We start from the raw sequence: 17,286 nt of genomic DNA, 5'->3' as shown, positions 1-17,286 counted from the left end.
GGGAACGTCCTTGTGGCGAGGCGCCTACGGCGGCTTTACACTCGGACCACCGCCGCTACCTTGGGTTCGCCATGACGACATTAGACGAAGAAGATCGCCGCGAATACTACCGCATCGAAGATCAGATCGCACTTCAAATCAGCCCCCTCAGCGCGGCCGAAGCCCTCGACCCAGATGTGTTGCAAGATGATTCGCCACTGTTCAACCTGCTCAGCGAACTGCACCTGTCCGACTTCGAGTCGCAGCACCTGTTGCGCCAGCTAAGCGAAAAAGACCGCACCCTCGCCGCCTTCCTGCGGGCACAGAACAAACGCCTCGACCTGCTTAGCGCAGTCGTTGCCCAGACCTTGCTCGGCGAAGTGGGCCAGCCCCAGTTGGTGGTCATTTCCGAGGGCGGCATCGAGTTTGTGCAAGCCACCCAGGTTGCCCCTGGCACGCGAGTGAAAGTGAAAATGGTGCTGATGCCGCGCGCCCATGGCCTACTGCTGCGCGGCAAAGTCAGCCATTGCGACCCGCGCCCAGGGGGCGGCTTTGAAGTAGGCACCGAATTCATCGACATGACCGACGCCCAGCGTCAACTGCTGGCCCGCTACATTCTGCAGCGCCAGCAACAACAACGGCGCCAGCAGCTGGAACAGAACGACCCCGCCTCCTGAGCCCATTTCACTCTGATTTGAAGGAACGAACGTGACCCTGATCTACGGCCATCGCGGCGCCAAGGGCGAAGCACCCGAAAACACCCTGAAAAGCTTTCAGCAATGCCTGGCCCATGGCGTAACCTGCTGCGAGCTGGACCTGCACCTGTCGTCCGACAACGAGCTGATGGTGATCCACGACCCCACCCTCAAGCGCACCACCGGCAAACGCGGCAAAGTGGTCGAGCACTCGGCCGCCGAGCTGGTAACGTTCGATGCCCGCAAGGGCGGCCCAGGCCACGTACAACCCTGCCCTATCCCGAAACTGGAAGAGCTGTTCGAAAAGTGCCAGTTCGAGCACTGGCAGCTGGAAGTGAAAAGCGCCTCGCGCACCCGCGCTGCCACCACCGTGCTGGCGATCCGCGAACTGGCCCAGCAGTACGGCCTGCTGGACAAGGTGACCATCACTTCCAGCTCACGTGAAGTACTCGGTGCCGCGCAGGAACTGGTGCCGGACGTGAAACGCGGGCTGGTAGCCGAATACGCCTGGCTCGACCCGTTGAAGGTGGCACAAAACTACGGCTGCGAGCTGCTGGCTTTGAACTGGACGCTGTGCACCCCCGAGCGCCTGCTCAAAGCACAGGCCCAGGGTTTGCACGTGTCGGTGTGGACGGTCAACGAACCGGCACTGATGCGCCGGCTCGCTGACTTTGGCGTGGACAGCCTGATTACAGACTTTCCCGGTTTGGCCAAGACCACCCTCGGGTAGGGTTGAAATCGGTCTCTCCGACCGGCTCAGGCCACCGGTCGGAGCCGCTCAAAAAAGCCGGTTCAGGCCGTCGTAGGCAGCTACCCGATAAGCTTCGGCCATGGTCGGGTAGTTGAACGTGGTGTTGACGAAGTACTTCAGATTGTTCTGCTCACCCGGCTGGTTCATGATCGCCTGGCCGATGTGAACAATCTCCGAAGCCTGGTAACCGAAGCAGTGCACGCCCAGGATTTCCAGGGTTTCGCGGTGGAACAGGATCTTCAGCATGCCCTGCGGCTCGCCAGCGATCTGTGCACGAGCCATACCCTTGAAGAAGGCCTTGCCCACTTCGTACGGCACCTTGGCCTGGGTCAGTTCCTGCTCGTTGCGGCCGATCGAGCTGATCTCCGGAATGGTGTAGATACCGGTCGGCACGTCGTTGACGAAGCGCCAGCTGCCATTGTCAACGATGCTACCAGCGGCCGAACGGCCTTGGTCATGGGCAGCACTGGCCAGGCTTGGCCAGCCGATCACGTCGCCCGCGCCGTAGATGTTCGGCACGCTGGTGCGGTAGGCCTCGTCGACCTCGATCTGACCACGGCTGTTAACCTTGATGCCGATGTTTTCCAGGCCCAGCTTGTCGGTGTTGCCGGTACGGCCGTTGCACCACAGCAAGGCGTCAGCCTTGATTTTCTTGCCCGACTTCAGGTGCAGGATCACCCCGTTGTCCAGGCCTTCGACACGCTCATACTCTTCGTTATGGCGCACGGTGATGTTGTTGTTGCTGAAGTGGTAGCTCAGCGCCTGGGAAATTTCCGAGTCCAGGAAGCTCAGCAGCTGGCCACGGTTGTCGACCAGTTCCACCAGCACGCCCAGGCCGCTGAAGATCGAGGCGTATTCGCAACCAATCACGCCGGCACCGTACACGATCAGCTTGCGCGGGGTGTGGCTGAGGCTGAGGATGGTGTCGCTGTCGTAGACGCGCGGGTGGTGGAAGTCGATGTCGGCTGGGCGGTACGGGCGCGAGCCGGTTGCAATGATGATGTGCTTGGCGTTGAGCTTTTCCACCACACCGTTCGGGCAAACCACTTCGACGGTTTGCTCGTCGGCGAAACTGCCGGTGCCAAAGAACAGGTCGACGCGGTTACGGGCGTAGTAGCCGGTACGCGATGCGACCTGCTTGGCGATGACCTTCTCGGCGCTTTTCAGTACATCGGGGAACGAGAACCAGCGCGGCTCACCGATGGCACGAAACATCGGGTTGGTGTTGAACTGCATGATCTGCCGCACCGAGTGACGCAGTGCCTTGGACGGGATGGTGCCCAGGTGGGTGCAGTTGCCCCCGACCTGACGACGGCTATCGACCATCGCCACCTTGCGCCCTGCTTTGGCGGCGTTCATTGCCGCGCCTTCACCGGCCGGGCCGGAACCCAGCACCACTACGTCGTAGTTGTAGACAGCCATGCGTACTCCTTCAGAACTGGCCCGCAAGCCACGGTCGCTCGCGGGGCGCGATCATGCCGCCGGGGCGTCATGAGAAAATTCGGGTGCAGTCTAATCAAGCCTGAACGCCGCGCACATTAACCCTTGGTCGCGTCGTAGGCCAATTTTGCCCGCACTACATGTAGAACCATTCCCTGGCGGCAATCATCCCTGCTTGTGCTTTCACTCGCCTTTCACTGCCCGTTCGAATGCGGGCGTAGCTCGGGAGACGAAGCCACCTTCGGCCCGAGTCACCAATACCGCGGCCAAACCCTGCGCCACGGCAAAAGCCCAGCCGCGCTCAGGGCCGAGGATCAACAGTAACGTCGAATAGCCATCGGCCTGCAGCGCCGAGGCGTCGAGCACAGTGACGGCGGCCAGGTCGTGTTCGACCGGGCGCCCTTGGCGGGCATCGAAGGTGTGCGAATAGCGCCGGCCATTCTCCTCGAAATAGTGCCGATAGTCACCCGAGGTTGATACTGAAAAGCCATTCACCGGGATGACCTGGCGGGCGATTTGGCGGTCTTCGCGAGGCAGTTCCAGGGCAATGCGCCAGGGGCTGCCATCGGGCTTGCGGCCCACGGCCTTGAGCTCGCCGGTGGCTTCGGCGATAAAACTGGCAATCCCCATGGCGCGCAGGCGCGCAGCGATCAGGTCGACGGCATGGCCGGCGGCGATGCTGTTGAAGTCGAGCTGCACCGGGGCGTCCTTGCACAAGGCCTGGCCCTCGACGCGCAAATGCCGATAACCCACGCGCTGGCGTACCTGGGCCAGGGCCTGCGGGTCGGGCACCTGCTCGTGGCGGGCCTGGGGGCCGAAGCCCCACAGGTCGAGCAACGGCTCCACGGTGAGGTCGAAGGCACCGTCGCTTTGCTCAGCAAGGTGCTGGCCAAGGTTGACCAGCTCAAGCATGTCGGCCGGCAGGGCCAGGCACTGGTTGGCGGGCAATTGGTTGAAGCGGCTGACGGTAGAGTCACCACGGTAGGTCGAGTAGTGCAGGTCGATGTCGTGCAGGATGCTGTCGACCGCCACCTGTACCTGGGCCGGCGCCGGGCCGCCAGGCTCGCGCACGTACTGGATGCTGTAGCTGCTGCCCATGGCCGGGCCACCCAGGCGTTCCAGGGTGGGGCCCTGGTTGCAGGCAGTCAGGAGCATCAGCAAGAAACAAAGGAATGCGCGCACTATCGAGATCTCGATTGTCTGTACCGGCCCTTTCGCGGGCACGCCCGCTCCCACAGGGACGTGCACATACCCTGTGGGAGCGGGCGTGCCCGCGAAAGGGCCAGTACAGACACAGTAAATGCCCGACCCGCTGATCAGGCAAAAAAAACGGGAACCCGAAGGTTCCCGTTTTTTCATAGCCTTACAAGCAAATCAGCGTGGAAACGCTGGCGGGTTCACACCAGCCATGTCTTCCATCACACGAACCACCTGGCAGCTGTAACCGAATTCGTTGTCGTACCAAACGTACAGAACAACGCGGTTGTCGTTGGCGATGGTCGCTTCAGCGTCAACCACACCGGCGTGGCGCGAGCCAACGAAGTCGGTCGAAACCACTTCTTGCGAAGCAACGTAGTCGATCTGCTTGTGCAGTTCCGAGTGCATGGCGGTTTGGCGCAGGTACTCGTTGATTTCTTCGCGGGTGGTGGCCTTTTCCAGGTTCAGGTTCAGGATGGCCATCGAAACGTTCGGCGTAGGTACGCGAATGGCATTGCCGGTCAGCTTGCCCTTCAGCACTGGCAGCGCTTTGGCGGCAGCAGTGGCGGCGCCGGTTTCGGTGATTACCATGTTCAGCGGCGCGGCACGGCCACGGCGGCTGCCCTTGTGGAAGTTGTCGATCAGGTTCTGGTCGTTGGTGAACGAGTGAACGGTTTCGACGTGGCCGTTAACGATGCCGTACTGGTCGTTGATGGCCTTGAGCACCGGCACAATGGCGTTGGTGGTGCAGGATGCGGCCGAGATGATCTTGTCATCGGCTGCGATGTCACCGTGGTTGATACCGTGCACGATGTTCTTCAGCGCGCCCTTGCCAGGTGCGGTGAGGATCACGCGGGCAGCGCCCGGGCAGGCCAGGTGCTGGCCCAGGCCGTCGGCGTCACGCCATACACCGGTGTTGTCGACGATCAGCGCATTGTCGATGCCGTACTGGGTGTAGTCGACTTCGCTCGGGCTCTTGGCGTAGATAACCTGGATCAGGTTGCCGTTGGCAGTAATGGTGTTGTTGGCTTCGTCGATGGTGATGGTGCCATCGAACGGGCCGTGCACCGAGTCACGGCGCAGCAGGCTGGCACGCTTGACCAGGTCGTTCTCGGCGCCTTTGCGCACCACGATGGCGCGCAGGCGCAGGCCATCGCCACCACCGGTTTTCTCGATCAGGATGCGCGCCAGCAGGCGGCCGATGCGGCCGAAGCCGTACAGGACAACGTCGGTGCCTTTGCGCGCCGAAGCGTTCTGCTGGCCAACCACTTCGGCCAGCTCTTCACGGACGAATTGCTCGGCAGTACGGCCATTGCCTTCCTGCTTGAACTTGTTAGCCAGCTTGCCCAGGTCGACCGAAGCGGCGCCCAGTTTCAGCTCGCTCATGGCCTTGAGCAGGGGGAATGTCTCGTGGACGGACAGTTCGGTTTCGTCGGCTTGACGATGACGCGCAAAGCGGTGCGCCTTGAGGATCGAGATAACCGAACGGTTGATCAGGCTACGGCCATAAATCGAGCTCACCACGTTGTTGTTGCGGTAGAGCTGACCGATAAGCGGGATCATCGCTTCAGCCAGGGCTTCACGATCGATCCACTCACCAAGACACTGGTCGGGCTTCTGAGTCACGGGAACCTTCCACATGTAGGGACAGAAAAAAGGGGCTACATTATGACGCCCCAATGCGTAACCGGCAATGAGCGCCTGTCGCGACCATGCAAGCCAGCGTTCATGCCCTTTCGAGCCTGACAGCCGGCACCGTCACCGGTACAATCGGTCTCTTTGCCGCAACGCTTGGAGTGCAATCTCCCGTGTCAGTTCTGCGCCTACCGCAAATGTCGGCCACGGCCGGCAAACACACCTGGGGCAACTTGCCCGGTGCCGCCCTCAGCCTGGCCATCGCCGAAGCCGCCAGCAGCGCGGGCCGGTTCACCCTGCTGCTGACCGCCGACAGCCAGGCTGCCGATCGTCTGGAACAGGAACTTCGCTTCTTTGCCCCGGACCTGCCGGTGCTGCCGTTTCCCGATTGGGAAACCCTGCCCTACGACCTGTTCTCGCCGCACCAGGACATCATTTCCCAGCGCATCGCCAGCCTGTACCGCCTGCCGGAACTGAGCCACGGCATCCTCGTGGTGCCGATTACCACCGCCTTGCACCGCCTGGCGCCAACCCGCTTTCTGCTGGGCAGCAGCCTGGTGCTGGACGTGGGCCAGACCATCGACGTGGAACAAATGCGCCTGCGCCTGGAAGCCAGCGGCTATCGCTGCGTCGATACCGTCTACGAGCATGGCGAATTCGCCGTGCGCGGTGCCTTGATCGACTTGTTCCCGATGGGCAGCAAGCTGCCTTACCGTATCGACCTGTTCGATGACGAGATCGAGACCCTGCGCACCTTCGACCCCGAAACCCAGCGCTCGATCGACAAGGTTGACTCGGTGCGCCTGCTGCCGGCGCGCGAGTTCCCGATGCAGAAAGAGGAAGTGACCCGCTTCAAGGCGCGTTTTCGCGAACGCTTCGACGTCGACTTCCGCCGCAGCGCAATCTTCCAGGACCTGGCCAGCGGTATCATCCCCGCGGGCATCGAGTACTACCTGCCGCTGTTCTTCGAAGAAACCTCGACCCTGTTCGACTACCTGCCCGCTGACACCCAGGTGTTCTCGCTGCCTGGCGTGGAACAGGCCGCCGAGCACTTCTGGAACGACGTGCGCGGGCGTTATGAAGACCGCCGCGGCGACCTGAGCCGGCCGCTGCTGCCACCGGCTGAACTGTTCCTGCCGGTCGAAGACTGCTTCGCCCGGCTCAAGCAATGGCCACGGGTGGTCGTCAGCACCGACGACCTCGACCCGGGTGCTGGCCGCGAACGCTTTCCGGCACGCGCGCTGCCTAACCTGGCGATCGAAGCCAAGGCCAACCAGCCGCTGGCCGAGCTAGCCAACTTCCTCGATCAGTTCCCTGGCCGCGTGCTGTTTACCGCCGAATCGGCGGGCCGCCGTGAAGTGCTGCTGGAACTGCTCGAACGGCTGAAACTGCGCCCGCACACCGTCGACGGCTGGGCCGACTTCATCACCGGCAGCGAACGCCTGGCGATCACCATCGCCCCGCTGGACGACGGCCTGCTGCTGGACGACCCGGCCATTGCCCTGGTTGCCGAAAGCCCGCTGTTCGGCCAGCGCGTCATGCAGCGCCGCCGCCGCGACAAGCGTGGTGAAACCGCCAACGACGCGGTAATCAAGAACCTCACCGAGCTGCGCGAAGGCGCGCCGGTGGTGCACATCGACCACGGCGTGGGCCGCTACCTGGGCCTCGCCACCTTGGAAATCGAAGGCCAGGCCGCCGAGTTCCTCACCCTGGAATACGCCGAAAACGCCAAGCTGTACGTGCCGGTGGCCAACCTGCACCTGATCGCCCGCTACACCGGTAGCGACGATGCCCTGGCACCGCTGCACCGGCTGGGCTCGGAGGCTTGGCAGAAGGCCAAGCGCAAGGCCGCCGAACAGGTGCGCGATGTGGCTGCCGAACTGCTCGACATTTATGCCCGCCGCGCCGCGCGCAAGGGTTATGCATTTGCCGACCCGTCTGCCGACTACGCCACCTTCAGTGCTGGCTTCCCGTTCGAGGAAACCCCCGACCAGCAAGCGGCTATCGAAGCGGTGCGTGCCGACATGCTGGCGCCCAAGCCAATGGACCGCCTGGTGTGCGGCGACGTCGGTTTTGGCAAGACCGAAGTGGCGATGCGCGCAGCGTTCATTGCTGTGCACAGCGGCCGCCAGGTGGCTGTGCTGGTGCCCACCACCTTGCTCGCCCAGCAGCATTACAACAGCTTCCGCGACCGCTTCGCCGACTGGCCGGTGACGGTGGAAGTGATGAGCCGCTTCAAGTCGGCCAAGGAAGTGGCCGCCGCCGCCGCAGACCTGGCTGAAGGCAAGATCGACATCCTTATCGGCACCCACAAGCTGCTGCAGGACGATGTGCGCTTCAAAGACCTGGGCCTGGCCATCATCGACGAAGAACACCGCTTTGGCGTGCGCCAGAAGGAGCAGCTCAAGGCCCTGCGCAGCGAGGTGGACATCCTTACGCTCACCGCCACGCCAATCCCGCGTACGCTGAACATGGCAGTGGCGGGCATGCGCGACCTGTCGATCATTGCCACGCCACCGGCGCGCCGCTTGTCGGTACGCACCTTCGTCATGGAGCAGAACCAGAGCACGGTCAAGGAGGCGCTGCTGCGTGAGCTGCTGCGCGGTGGCCAGGTGTACTACCTGCACAACGACGTGAAAACCATCGAAAAATGCGCCGCCGACCTTGCCGAACTGGTGCCCGAGGCGCGTATCGGCATCGGCCACGGGCAGATGCGCGAGCGCGAACTGGAACAAGTGATGAGCGACTTTTACCACAAGCGCTTCAATGTGCTGGTGGCCTCGACCATCATCGAAACCGGCATCGACGTGCCCAGCGCCAACACCATCGTCATCGAGCGCGCCGACAAGTTTGGCCTGGCCCAACTGCACCAGCTGCGCGGCCGGGTCGGCCGTAGCCACCACCAGGCCTACGCCTACTTGCTGACGCCAACCCGACAGAAGGTTAGCGCCGACGCCGAAAAGCGCCTGGAGGCGATTGCCAACACCCAGGACCTCGGTGCCGGCTTCGTGCTAGCCACCAACGACCTGGAAATCCGTGGTGCCGGCGAGCTGCTGGGCGAAGGCCAGAGCGGGCAGATCCAGGCGGTGGGCTTCACCCTGTACATGGAAATGCTCGAGCGCGCGGTCAAGGCCATCCGCAAGGGCACCCAACCTAATCTTGAACAGCCGCTGGGCGGCGGCCCGGAAATCAACCTGCGCCTGCCGGCCCTGATCCCCGAGGACTACCTGCCCGACGTGCATGCACGGCTGATCCTGTACAAACGCATTGCCTCAGCCGCCGATGAAGAAGGCCTCAAGGACCTGCAGGTCGAGATGATCGACCGCTTCGGCCTGCTGCCCGAGCCGACCAAAAACCTGATGCGCCTGACGTCGCTCAAGCTGCACGCGGAAAAGCTCGGCATCAAGAAAGTCGACGCCGGCCCCAACGGCGGCAAGCTCGAGTTCGAGGCCGAGACCCCAGTCGACCCGCTGACCCTGATCAAGCTGATTCAGGGCCAGCCCAAACGCTACAAGTTCGAAGGCGCCACGCAGTTCCGCTTCCTGGTACCGATGGAACGCCCTGAAGAACGCTTCAATACCCTGGAGGCGCTGTTCGAGCGCCTGACCCCACAGCCTGCTTAAGGAAGCCCCATGCGTGCCATCCGTTGCCTGACCCTGCTGCTGGCGCTGTTCGCCCCAGCCGCCTTCGCCGAAGGCCTCTATCAGGTAGAAATGCTTTTGGTGCGGCAGAACAGCGTGCCCGCCTTCACCAGCCCATTTGCCCCAGAAGACTGGAGCGCCGGCGCCCCACGCCTGGCAAAGGACGCCGAGCGCCGCCTGGCGCTGGAAGATGAAGCCACCCGCTTGCAAGCCACTGCCGACTACACCGTACTGCTGCACAAAGCCTGGCAACAGCAGGTCGGCAGCGAACCCAGCCGCATTGCCCTGGGCGAAGGCACCGAGCAGTTCGGCCACTTTCCCATCGAAGGCAACCTGAGCATCGCCGAAGGCCGCTTTATCGCAGTCGAGGCCAACTTCTGGGTCAACCAGCTGGACGGCAACGGCAGCGTGCTGCAAAGCGAGCAGTTCAAGCAAAGCAACAGTAACGTCAAGGGCGGCCAGCTGACCTTCCTCGACGGCGGCCACCTGGCGGTGCTGCTGAAAGTGACGCCGCCGGGCACACCCAAAATGCCGGTGATGGACCCGGAGATGATGGAGCAGTGATGTGAGCGAAAGCGATGCGCAGTTTCTTGTGCGGGAGCACAACGACTGGACCATAGCGTTTGATCGCAAGACGCTGCAGCGCGGCCAGGGCTATGCCGATGAAGGCAGAAGCGAAATCGTATCGATCCTGGACATGACGATCCGCGCTCAATGCACAGGCTCGGGAGGCCGCACCTATTACCAACGCATTACCCTGGACATGAGTGAAGATGGCCTGCAGTGCGAGGGCACTTGTTCCTGCCCGGTGGGTGAAGACTGCAAGCACTGCGCTGCCGCACTTTATGTGTTGGAGCAAGGCCCGGATTGCGGCAACGGCACTCATGGCAGCTCGCATTCAAATGCGGAAGCCGCCCCGCAATCTTTGGACCTGCCCCCCGAGCTCGCACACTGGGTCGAGGCGCTGGAAGTCACTGAGCAATTGGCAGAACCCGCTAAGCGCAAAGGCCCCTCGCTTTACTATTTGCTCAGCAACGAGCACGGCCGCTGCATGCTCAGCGTGTTCAAGGGCACCCGACAAATTGATGGCAAGTTGAACCTGGGGCGCCCCAGTTCGCTGCCTGAATTGCTCTATTACACACCACGCTATGTAACGGATGAAGACCTGCGCATCCTCAGGCTGCTTGATGCCCTCGGTAAGGATTACAGCCTGCCCATCGCAAGGCTGGAGGGTAAAAAAGGCGCAGAGTTGTACGAGTTCGCACTGGCTAGCGGGCGCCTGCTGTGGGGTCATCAGCAAATGCAGCTGGCCCCAGGGCCCACATTGCACGCCGAGTTTCGCTGGGTGAGGCTCGACAACGGTAGCTACCGCGGCGCCTGGCAGCACGATGAGAAAGTGCACGATATGGCGTTGCCGCTCGACCCGCTCTACTACATCGACACCGAGACAGGGCTTACCGGCAAACTGCAGCATGACCTTGACCCCTTCGTCGCCAGCCAACTTGCAAGCGCACCGACGGTTCCAGAGCACTTGATCATCCCACTGAGCCACCGTCTGAACGCCCTGAACCGAAAGGTCCCCACCCCGACAAATGTGCGCAGTGAAGTGATCGATCACATTCAGCCGCGCCCCCACCTGACCCTCGGCAGCCTCGAGTTCAGCGCCTACACGCCCAAGACGGGACGCATGCAACGGCAGATGCAACATCGCGCCGCATTGGCGTTCGACTATGACGGCCTGCGAGCCATTGGCACCGACGACAAGCCGCTGACCCGCCTGGCGGGCAGCACCAGCCAGCGCATCCGCCGCCAGCCGCAGGCAGAGCAGGCCATACGCAAGGCCCTGCGCGACCTGGGCTTCAAGGTAGCCACCCGGCAGAGCAAGGCCCTGCCAGACAGCGCCGGCGAAATGTACCAACTGCCCGACGACGAAGCCTGGCTGCGCTTTGCCCGCGAAGGCTTGCCACGCCTGCGCGAAGCCGGTTGGAGCATCGACATCCCCCGCGACTTCGCCTTCAGCCTGCAGGAGGTGGACGACTGGTACGCCAGCATCGACGAAGCCCCCGGCCATGAATGGTTCGACCTGGAACTGGGCATCGTGGTCGACGGCCAGCGCCACAGCCTGCTACCGATCGTGCTGCAACTGCTGCGCAGCAACCCGGAACTGCTGCGCAGCAGCGAACTGGCCCGGCGCAGTGACGATGAACACCTGCTGATCGACCTCAATCGCGGCCGCCTAGACGCCCCACCGTTGCGCGTCGCCTTGCCCTATGGTCGCGTCAAGGCGGTAATGGCCACACTCGGTGAGCTTTACCTGCACGAACACGCTGCCGGCCCGTCCCTGCGCTTGGACCGCGCAGATGCCGCACGCCTGAACGCACTCGATGAGCAGCCCCTGCACTGGCAAGGCGGCAGCCATGTTCGTGACCTAGGCAAACGCCTGCGCGATGCGCGCGACCTTCAGGTCGAGCCGCCCACGGGCCTGAACGCCAACCTGCGCCCCTACCAGCAGCAAGGCCTGAACTGGCTACAAGCACTGCGTGAAATGGGCACCGGTGGCATCCTTGGTGACGACATGGGCCTGGGCAAAACCCTGCAAGCCTTGGCGCACCTGCTGCTGGAAAAGCAAGCCGGGCGCCTGACCACGCCTGCCCTGGCCGTGATGCCGACCAGCCTGATCCCGAACTGGCTCGACGAAGCACAACGCTTCGCCCCCGCCTTGCGGGTACTGGCGCTACACGGGCCCGGGCGCAGCAAACATTTTGCCAAGCTGGACGAATACGACCTGGTGTTGACCACCTATGCCCTGGTACCCCGCGACCTCGAGCACCTGCGGGCACAACCTTGGCATGTGCTGGTGCTGGACGAGGCGCAGAACATCAAGAGCAGCACCAGCAAGGCGGCCCTCGCCGTTTGCGAACTGCAAGCCATCCAGCGGGTCTGCCTGACCGGCACGCCGATGGAAAACAACCTGGGCGAGCTGTGGTCGATCTTCCACTTCCTGATGCCTGGCTGGCTGGGCGACCAGAAGCGCTTCAACCAGGACTACCGCACACCGATCGAGCGCCACGGCGATAGTGAACGGCTGGCCCATCTGGTCACGCGCATCCACCCGTTCCTGCTGCGCCGCACCAAGGAGCAGGTGGCCACCGAGTTGCCGGCCAAGACCGAGATGGTGCACTGGGTCGAGCTCAGCGATGCCCAGCGGGACACCTACGAGGCTGTGCGGGTGGCCATGGACAAGAAGGTCCGCGATGAAATCGCCCGCAATGGCGCCGCGCGCAGCCAAATCGTCATCCTCGATGCCCTGCTCAAGCTGCGCCAGGTGTGCTGCGACTTGCGGCTGGTCAAAGGGGTCGAGACCAAGGGTAATCAAGCGGACAAGGGCAAGCTGGGTGCGCTGCTGGAAATGCTCGAAGAATTGCTCAGCGAAGGGCGCCGGGTGCTGTTGTTCTCGCAGTTCACCTCGATGCTGGCGTTGATCGAGCAAGAACTGGAGAAACGCAAGATCCGCTACAGCCTGCTGACCGGCGACACCCGCGACCGGCGCACCCCAGTGCAACAGTTTCAGCAGGGTAACAGTGAAGTGTTCCTGATCAGCCTCAAGGCCGGAGGCGTGGGGTTGAACCTGACGGCGGCGGACACGGTGATCCACTTCGACCCGTGGTGGAACCCCGCCAGCGAAAACCAGGCCACCGACCGCGCCTACCGCATTGGCCAGGACAAACCGGTGTTCGTATTCAAGCTGATAACCCGGGGCACGGTGGAAGAGAAGATCCAGCTGTTGCAGCAGGAGAAAGCAGCACTGGCGGCCAGCCTGTTGGATGGCGGGCAGGCTGGGCAGTGGCGGCTGGGGGACGACGAGATCGAGGCATTGTTTGCGCCGCTGCCGGGCAAGCGCGGGCGTTGAAGCAGAATCTCTGCTACCGGTACCGGCCTCTTCGCGGGCAAGCCCGCGCCTACAGGGACCTCACCCCATAGGCGCTGGCGTGCCGGCGACGAGGCCAACGGTCAATCGACCAGCTGCGCCTCTTTCAATGCCCCCAACGCCTCCAGCCACCGCGGTTGCTGGCGATAATCGGTCCGCGCAAAGCCCTGCCCGCGCATCCGCGCAATCCGCGGCGACGGCTGGACCTTCATCCGCTGCGCCGCACTCAGCGCCAGCTCTGCCGCCGCCCGGTCATTGCACACCAGGCCCATGTCACAGCCAGCACTCAACGCTGCCTCGATCCGGCTGGCCGCATCGCCAACCACATGTGCACCGGCCATCGACAAGTCATCACTGAAAATCACCCCGTCAAAGCCCAGCTCGCCACGCAGGATGTCCTGCAGCCAACGCCGCGAGAAACCGGCCGGCTGGTTATCGACCTGCGGATAGATGACATGTGCCGGCATCACCGCCGCCAGCTGCCCACTCAAACGGCTGAACGGCACCAGGTCGGCCTGGCGCAGCTGCTCGAGGCTGCGCTCATCGGTGGGGATCGCCACATGCGAGTCGGCCTCGGCCCAGCCATGCCCTGGGAAGTGCTTGCCACAGGCCGCCATGCCCGCGGCATTCATGCCACGGATGAATGCCGCGGCCAGTTGCGTGGCACGCAGCGGGTCGCCCTCGAAGGCGCGGCTGCCGACCACGGCGCTGCGCTGATGGTCCAGGTCGAGCACCGGGGCAAAGCTGAGGTCCAGGCCAACCGCCAGTACCTCGGTGGCCATCAGCCAGCCGCACTGCTCGGCCAAGTACTCGGCGTTGTCATTATCGGCCAGCGCACGCATGGCCGGCAGGCGCACAAAACCCTGGCGCAAGCGTTGCACACGGCCGCCTTCCTGGTCCACCGCCAGGATCAGCTCGGGGCGAATGGCGCGAATCGTCGCGCACAGCTCACGCACCTGGCGCGGGCTGTCGATGTTGCGGGCAAAGATGATCAAGCCAGCCACTTCGGGCTGGCGCAGCAGGTGACGGTCTTCGGCGGTCAGCCATTTACCGGCGATATCCACCATCAGGGAGCCTTGCAGGCTGACGGTCATGGGTAATCCTTCATTGAACACTGAGAGAAGCCCACTGGGGGCAAGCGGCCTGTTCGATACGCACCGGGCAATGGGCCGGCACCCGCTCGAACAGGCTTAGCAAGTCGGTATTGCGCAGGCGGATGCAGCCATGGGACAGCGCCACGCCCATGGGTTCCGTATCCGGGGTGCCGTGCAGGTAGATATAACGGCGAAAGGTATCCACCGCACCCAGGCGGTTGACGCCTAACTCGCAACCACTGAGCCAGAGAATGCGGGTAAGGACCCAATCACGGCCGGGGTGTTGCGCGTGCAAGGCCAGCGACCACACTTCACCGGTCCAGCGCCGCCCGGCCAATACCGCATTCAACGGCAGGCCCGCACCGACCTTTGCCCGCACTTGGTGCAAGCCACGCGGGGTGCAGCCAGAGCCATTGCGCTCGCCGGCGCCGTTGCGCGCCGTGGACACCGGCAAGCGCACGCGCAGCTGGCCACGGGCGAAGCCGTACAGGCATTGGTCGGCGAGTGAAATGTGCAAGAAGTCGAGGTCAGGCATGGGCGCTAGCTTAGCCGAAGCGCCCTGCCCCGCACAGCCTTCAGGCCTTGGCGGTGGTGGCGCTGGCCTTGCTGCGCGGGCGCAGCTGCGCGGTGGCCATGGCCTGGTCGGTGACGCCGCTGTCGGCACGCATGCCAGCAGCCAGGAACGGCACCATCAGGCGCATCACCTGCTCGATCGAGGTGTTGATGCCAAAATCGGTCTCGGCGATCGCCCGCAGGGCCTTGATGCCCGACATGCTGAAGGCTGCGGCACCGAGCATGAAGTGCACGCGCCAGAACAGTTCCAGTGGCGGAATGCGCGGCGCGGCCTCGTTGACCAGCAGCATGTAACGGCGGAACACTTTGCCGTACATGTCTTCCAGGTAGCGTCGCAGGTGGCCTTGGCTCTGGCTGAAGGCCAAGCCCAACAGGCGCATGAAAATCGACAGGTCGTTGTTGCTGCGCGGTTGCACGACCAGGGCCTGATCCACCAGCATTTCCAGCAGCTCTTCAAGGCTGGGCTTGTGCTCCGGCTTGGCCTGGCGCCGCTCCAGCTCACGTTCGAGGCTGGCACAGAACGGCCCAAGGAAGCGCGAGAACACCGCTTGAATCAGGGCCTTCTTGGAGCCGAAGTGATAGTTGACCGCCGCCAGGTTGACCCCGGCCTTGCTGGTAATCAGCCGCAACGAGGTTTCTGCGAACCCCCTTTCCGCGAACAGCTGCTCGGCAGCATCGAGAATGCGTTCAACGGTTTCCGATTGGGCCATGACTACTCCGACTACTCCGCCAGACAAACAGGTGTTTGAAACATACGTTTCAGCCCTGCTTCTGTCAAGGCTCGGTGACTGGTCGGTCGCCATTTAAAAGCGCGAAGCGGTCCGCTGCAAGCGCCATCCCTGCTGTTTATTGCGCCTTTTGGCTTGCAGCGCATCCAGTACTGTATATAATTCCAGTCACTGTACAAAAAGACAGAGCGCTCACCATGTTGAAACTGACGCCACGCCAAGCCGAAATTCTCGCGTTCATCAAGCGTTGCCTGGAAGACAACGGCTTCCCGCCGACGCGCGCCGAGATCGCTCAGGAGCTGGGCTTCAAGTCGCCCAACGCCGCCGAAGAACACCTCAAGGCCCTGGCGCGCAAAGGGGCGATCGAAATGACCCCGGGCGCCTCCCGCGGTATTCGCATCCCGGGCCTGGAAGCCAAGGCCGAAGAAAGCGGCCTGCCGATCATCGGCCGGGTTGCCGCGGGTGCGCCGATCCTTGCCGAACAGCACATCGAGCAATCCTGCAATATCAAGCCCGATTTCTTCCATCCCCAGGCCGACTACCTGCTACGGGTACACGGCATGAGCATGAAGGACGTCGGTATTTTCGACGGCGACCTGCTGGCGGTCCACACTTGCCGCGAGGCGCGCAACGGCCAGATCGTCGTAGCCCGTATCGGCGACGAAGTTACCGTCAAACGCTTCAAACGTGAAGGCACCAAGGTCTGGCTGCTTGCCGAAAACCCCGAATTCGCCCCCATCGAAGTCGACCTGGAAGCACAGGAGCTGGTGATCGAGGGCTTGAGCGTCGGCGTCATTCGCCGCTGATCCAGGAGGCGTCATGCAGCAGTTCATTCACGCACCCGAGCAAGCCCAGTTGTCACTGTTCGAAGCATTCCTCGCCCAGCCCGTATTGCCTGGCCTCAAAGCCAGCGAACTGGCACGCAAGAGCAGCCAACCCGACCTGTTCAGCGAGCTGTCGCTGCGCGGGGCTCCCGAGCATTGCCAGAGCCTGCTGGCACCCGTTCTGCGCGAACTGAGCGAAGATGACGGTGCCCGTTGGCTAACCCTGATCGCCCCGCCTTCGAGCCTGACCCAGGCCTGGCTGCGCGATGCCGGGCTAAACCGTGAACGCATCCTGCTGCTGCAACCTCGCGGCAATCAAAGCCCACTGCAACTGGCGTGCGAAGCCTTGCGCCTGGGCCGCAGCCACACTGTGGTCAGCTGGCTGGGTAGCGTCAACGCCACTGCACGCCAGCAATTGTTGCGCGCGGCCAGTGCCGGAAACGCACAAAGCCTGAACATCCGCCTCGGCTGATGTTCAGGCTTTGCCTGTATCTTCAAAAAAGCTGACGCATCGCTGCACGATCAGTGCAGTACGCGCGGCCCTTCATCACGCTCAAGCTCGCCGTCCATCAGGCGACCGGCCATCTGCACGCCCACACTAAGCATGGCCTTGGCCACTTCTACATGCTGGCCCTGCAGGAACACCTTGGCGTCTTCCGAGAAATCCAGGGTCACCAGAGAGCCCTCATCCTCAGCGCGACGCAGTTCGATGCGGCCATCGGGCAACTCGACAATTTCCAGAAAAGACGTAGACATAAAAGGCAGTTCTCCGCGAAAGGCCGTTATTGTACCAGCCGTAGC

At 63.0% G+C, this 17,286-nt stretch carries 14 protein-coding genes; 7 read left to right on the top strand and 7 right to left on the bottom strand.

The window, feature by feature from the left end; all coding sequences use genetic code 11:
- Positions 1-71 precede the first annotated feature (71 nt).
- Entirely contained in the window at positions 72-656 is a 585-nt protein-coding gene (locus DV532_RS08180) for a PilZ domain-containing protein (protein ID WP_056806534.1), read from the top strand.
- A 31-nt stretch (positions 657-687) separates the two neighbouring features.
- Entirely contained in the window at positions 688-1,404 is a 717-nt protein-coding gene (locus DV532_RS08175) for a glycerophosphodiester phosphodiesterase (protein WP_056806531.1), read from the top strand.
- Positions 1,405-1,452: 48 nt separating this feature from the next.
- Here the strand turns inward: DV532_RS08175 and sthA are convergent, their stop codons facing one another.
- The 3 genes from sthA to DV532_RS08160 form a co-directional block, all read right to left on the bottom strand.
- Entirely contained in the window at positions 1,453-2,847 is a 1,395-nt protein-coding gene (gene sthA / locus DV532_RS08170; protein WP_056806529.1) for a Si-specific NAD(P)(+) transhydrogenase, read from the bottom strand.
- Between the two features lie 201 nt (positions 2,848-3,048).
- Positions 3,049-4,047, bottom strand: coding sequence for an FAD:protein FMN transferase (locus tag DV532_RS08165; RefSeq protein WP_056806526.1), 999 nt, complete (start codon positions 4,045-4,047; stop codon positions 3,049-3,051).
- Positions 4,048-4,239: 192 nt separating this feature from the next.
- On the bottom strand, positions 4,240-5,703 hold the full coding sequence (locus DV532_RS08160) for a glyceraldehyde-3-phosphate dehydrogenase (protein WP_056806523.1): 1,464 nt from the start codon (positions 5,701-5,703) through the stop codon (positions 4,240-4,242).
- A gap of 167 nt (positions 5,704-5,870) precedes the next feature.
- Here DV532_RS08160 and mfd point away from each other — a divergent pair, with 167 nt between their 5' ends.
- From mfd to DV532_RS08145, 3 genes are read left to right on the top strand one after another with little or no spacing between them, the layout of a single operon-like run.
- Complete coding sequence (mfd, locus tag DV532_RS08155) at positions 5,871-9,320, top strand: transcription-repair coupling factor (protein WP_056806520.1); 3,450 nt, start codon at positions 5,871-5,873, stop codon at positions 9,318-9,320.
- Between the two features lie 9 nt (positions 9,321-9,329).
- Entirely contained in the window at positions 9,330-9,902 is a 573-nt protein-coding gene (locus DV532_RS08150; RefSeq protein ID WP_056806519.1) for a CsiV family protein, read from the top strand.
- A 1-nt stretch (position 9,903) separates the two neighbouring features.
- Positions 9,904-13,248 (top strand): DEAD/DEAH box helicase, encoded by a 3,345-nt coding sequence (locus tag DV532_RS08145; protein WP_082477175.1) that lies wholly within the window; start codon positions 9,904-9,906, stop codon positions 13,246-13,248.
- 101 nt (positions 13,249-13,349) lie between these two features.
- On the opposite strand, the gene nagZ is transcribed toward DV532_RS08145, so the two are convergent.
- Genes nagZ through DV532_RS08130 form a run of 3 tightly spaced genes read right to left on the bottom strand, consistent with a single transcriptional unit; the run spans position 13,350 to position 15,643 of the window.
- A complete protein-coding gene (gene nagZ, locus DV532_RS08140; RefSeq protein ID WP_177339557.1) occupies positions 13,350-14,348 on the bottom strand; it encodes a beta-N-acetylhexosaminidase in 999 nt (332 codons plus the stop codon).
- 22 nt (positions 14,349-14,370) lie between these two features.
- Entirely contained in the window at positions 14,371-14,895 is a 525-nt protein-coding gene (locus tag DV532_RS08135; RefSeq protein WP_056806514.1) for a L,D-transpeptidase, read from the bottom strand.
- Positions 14,896-14,935: 40 nt separating this feature from the next.
- Positions 14,936-15,643: a TetR/AcrR family transcriptional regulator gene (locus tag DV532_RS08130; protein WP_056806511.1), complete on the bottom strand. Its 708-nt coding sequence runs from the start codon at positions 15,641-15,643 to the stop codon at positions 14,936-14,938.
- Between the two features lie 215 nt (positions 15,644-15,858).
- Here DV532_RS08130 and lexA point away from each other — a divergent pair, with 215 nt between their 5' ends.
- Both lexA and sulA read left to right on the top strand, forming a co-directional pair.
- Positions 15,859-16,467 carry a transcriptional repressor LexA gene (gene lexA / locus DV532_RS08125; protein WP_056806509.1) on the top strand — a complete coding sequence of 203 codons (609 nt, stop codon included), beginning with the start codon at positions 15,859-15,861 and terminating at the stop codon, positions 16,465-16,467.
- A gap of 13 nt (positions 16,468-16,480) precedes the next feature.
- Positions 16,481-16,957: an SOS-induced cell division inhibitor SulA gene (gene sulA, locus DV532_RS08120; protein ID WP_056806506.1), complete on the top strand. Its 477-nt coding sequence runs from the start codon at positions 16,481-16,483 to the stop codon at positions 16,955-16,957.
- 50 nt (positions 16,958-17,007) lie between these two features.
- On the opposite strand, the gene DV532_RS08115 is transcribed toward sulA, so the two are convergent.
- The gene (locus DV532_RS08115; protein ID WP_003248777.1) at positions 17,008-17,241 is read right to left on the bottom strand and encodes a hypothetical protein; all 234 of its coding nucleotides are present in this window, start codon (positions 17,239-17,241) and stop codon (positions 17,008-17,010) included.
- Between the last annotated feature and the right edge of the window lie 45 nt (positions 17,242-17,286).

Origin of the sequence: Pseudomonas sp. Leaf58 (genome assembly GCF_003627215.1) — a bacterium.
Taxonomy (GTDB): domain Bacteria; phylum Pseudomonadota; class Gammaproteobacteria; order Pseudomonadales; family Pseudomonadaceae; genus Aquipseudomonas.
Note: the sequence above shows the minus strand (reverse complement) of the source record. Positions and strands in the feature narration are given on the sequence as shown.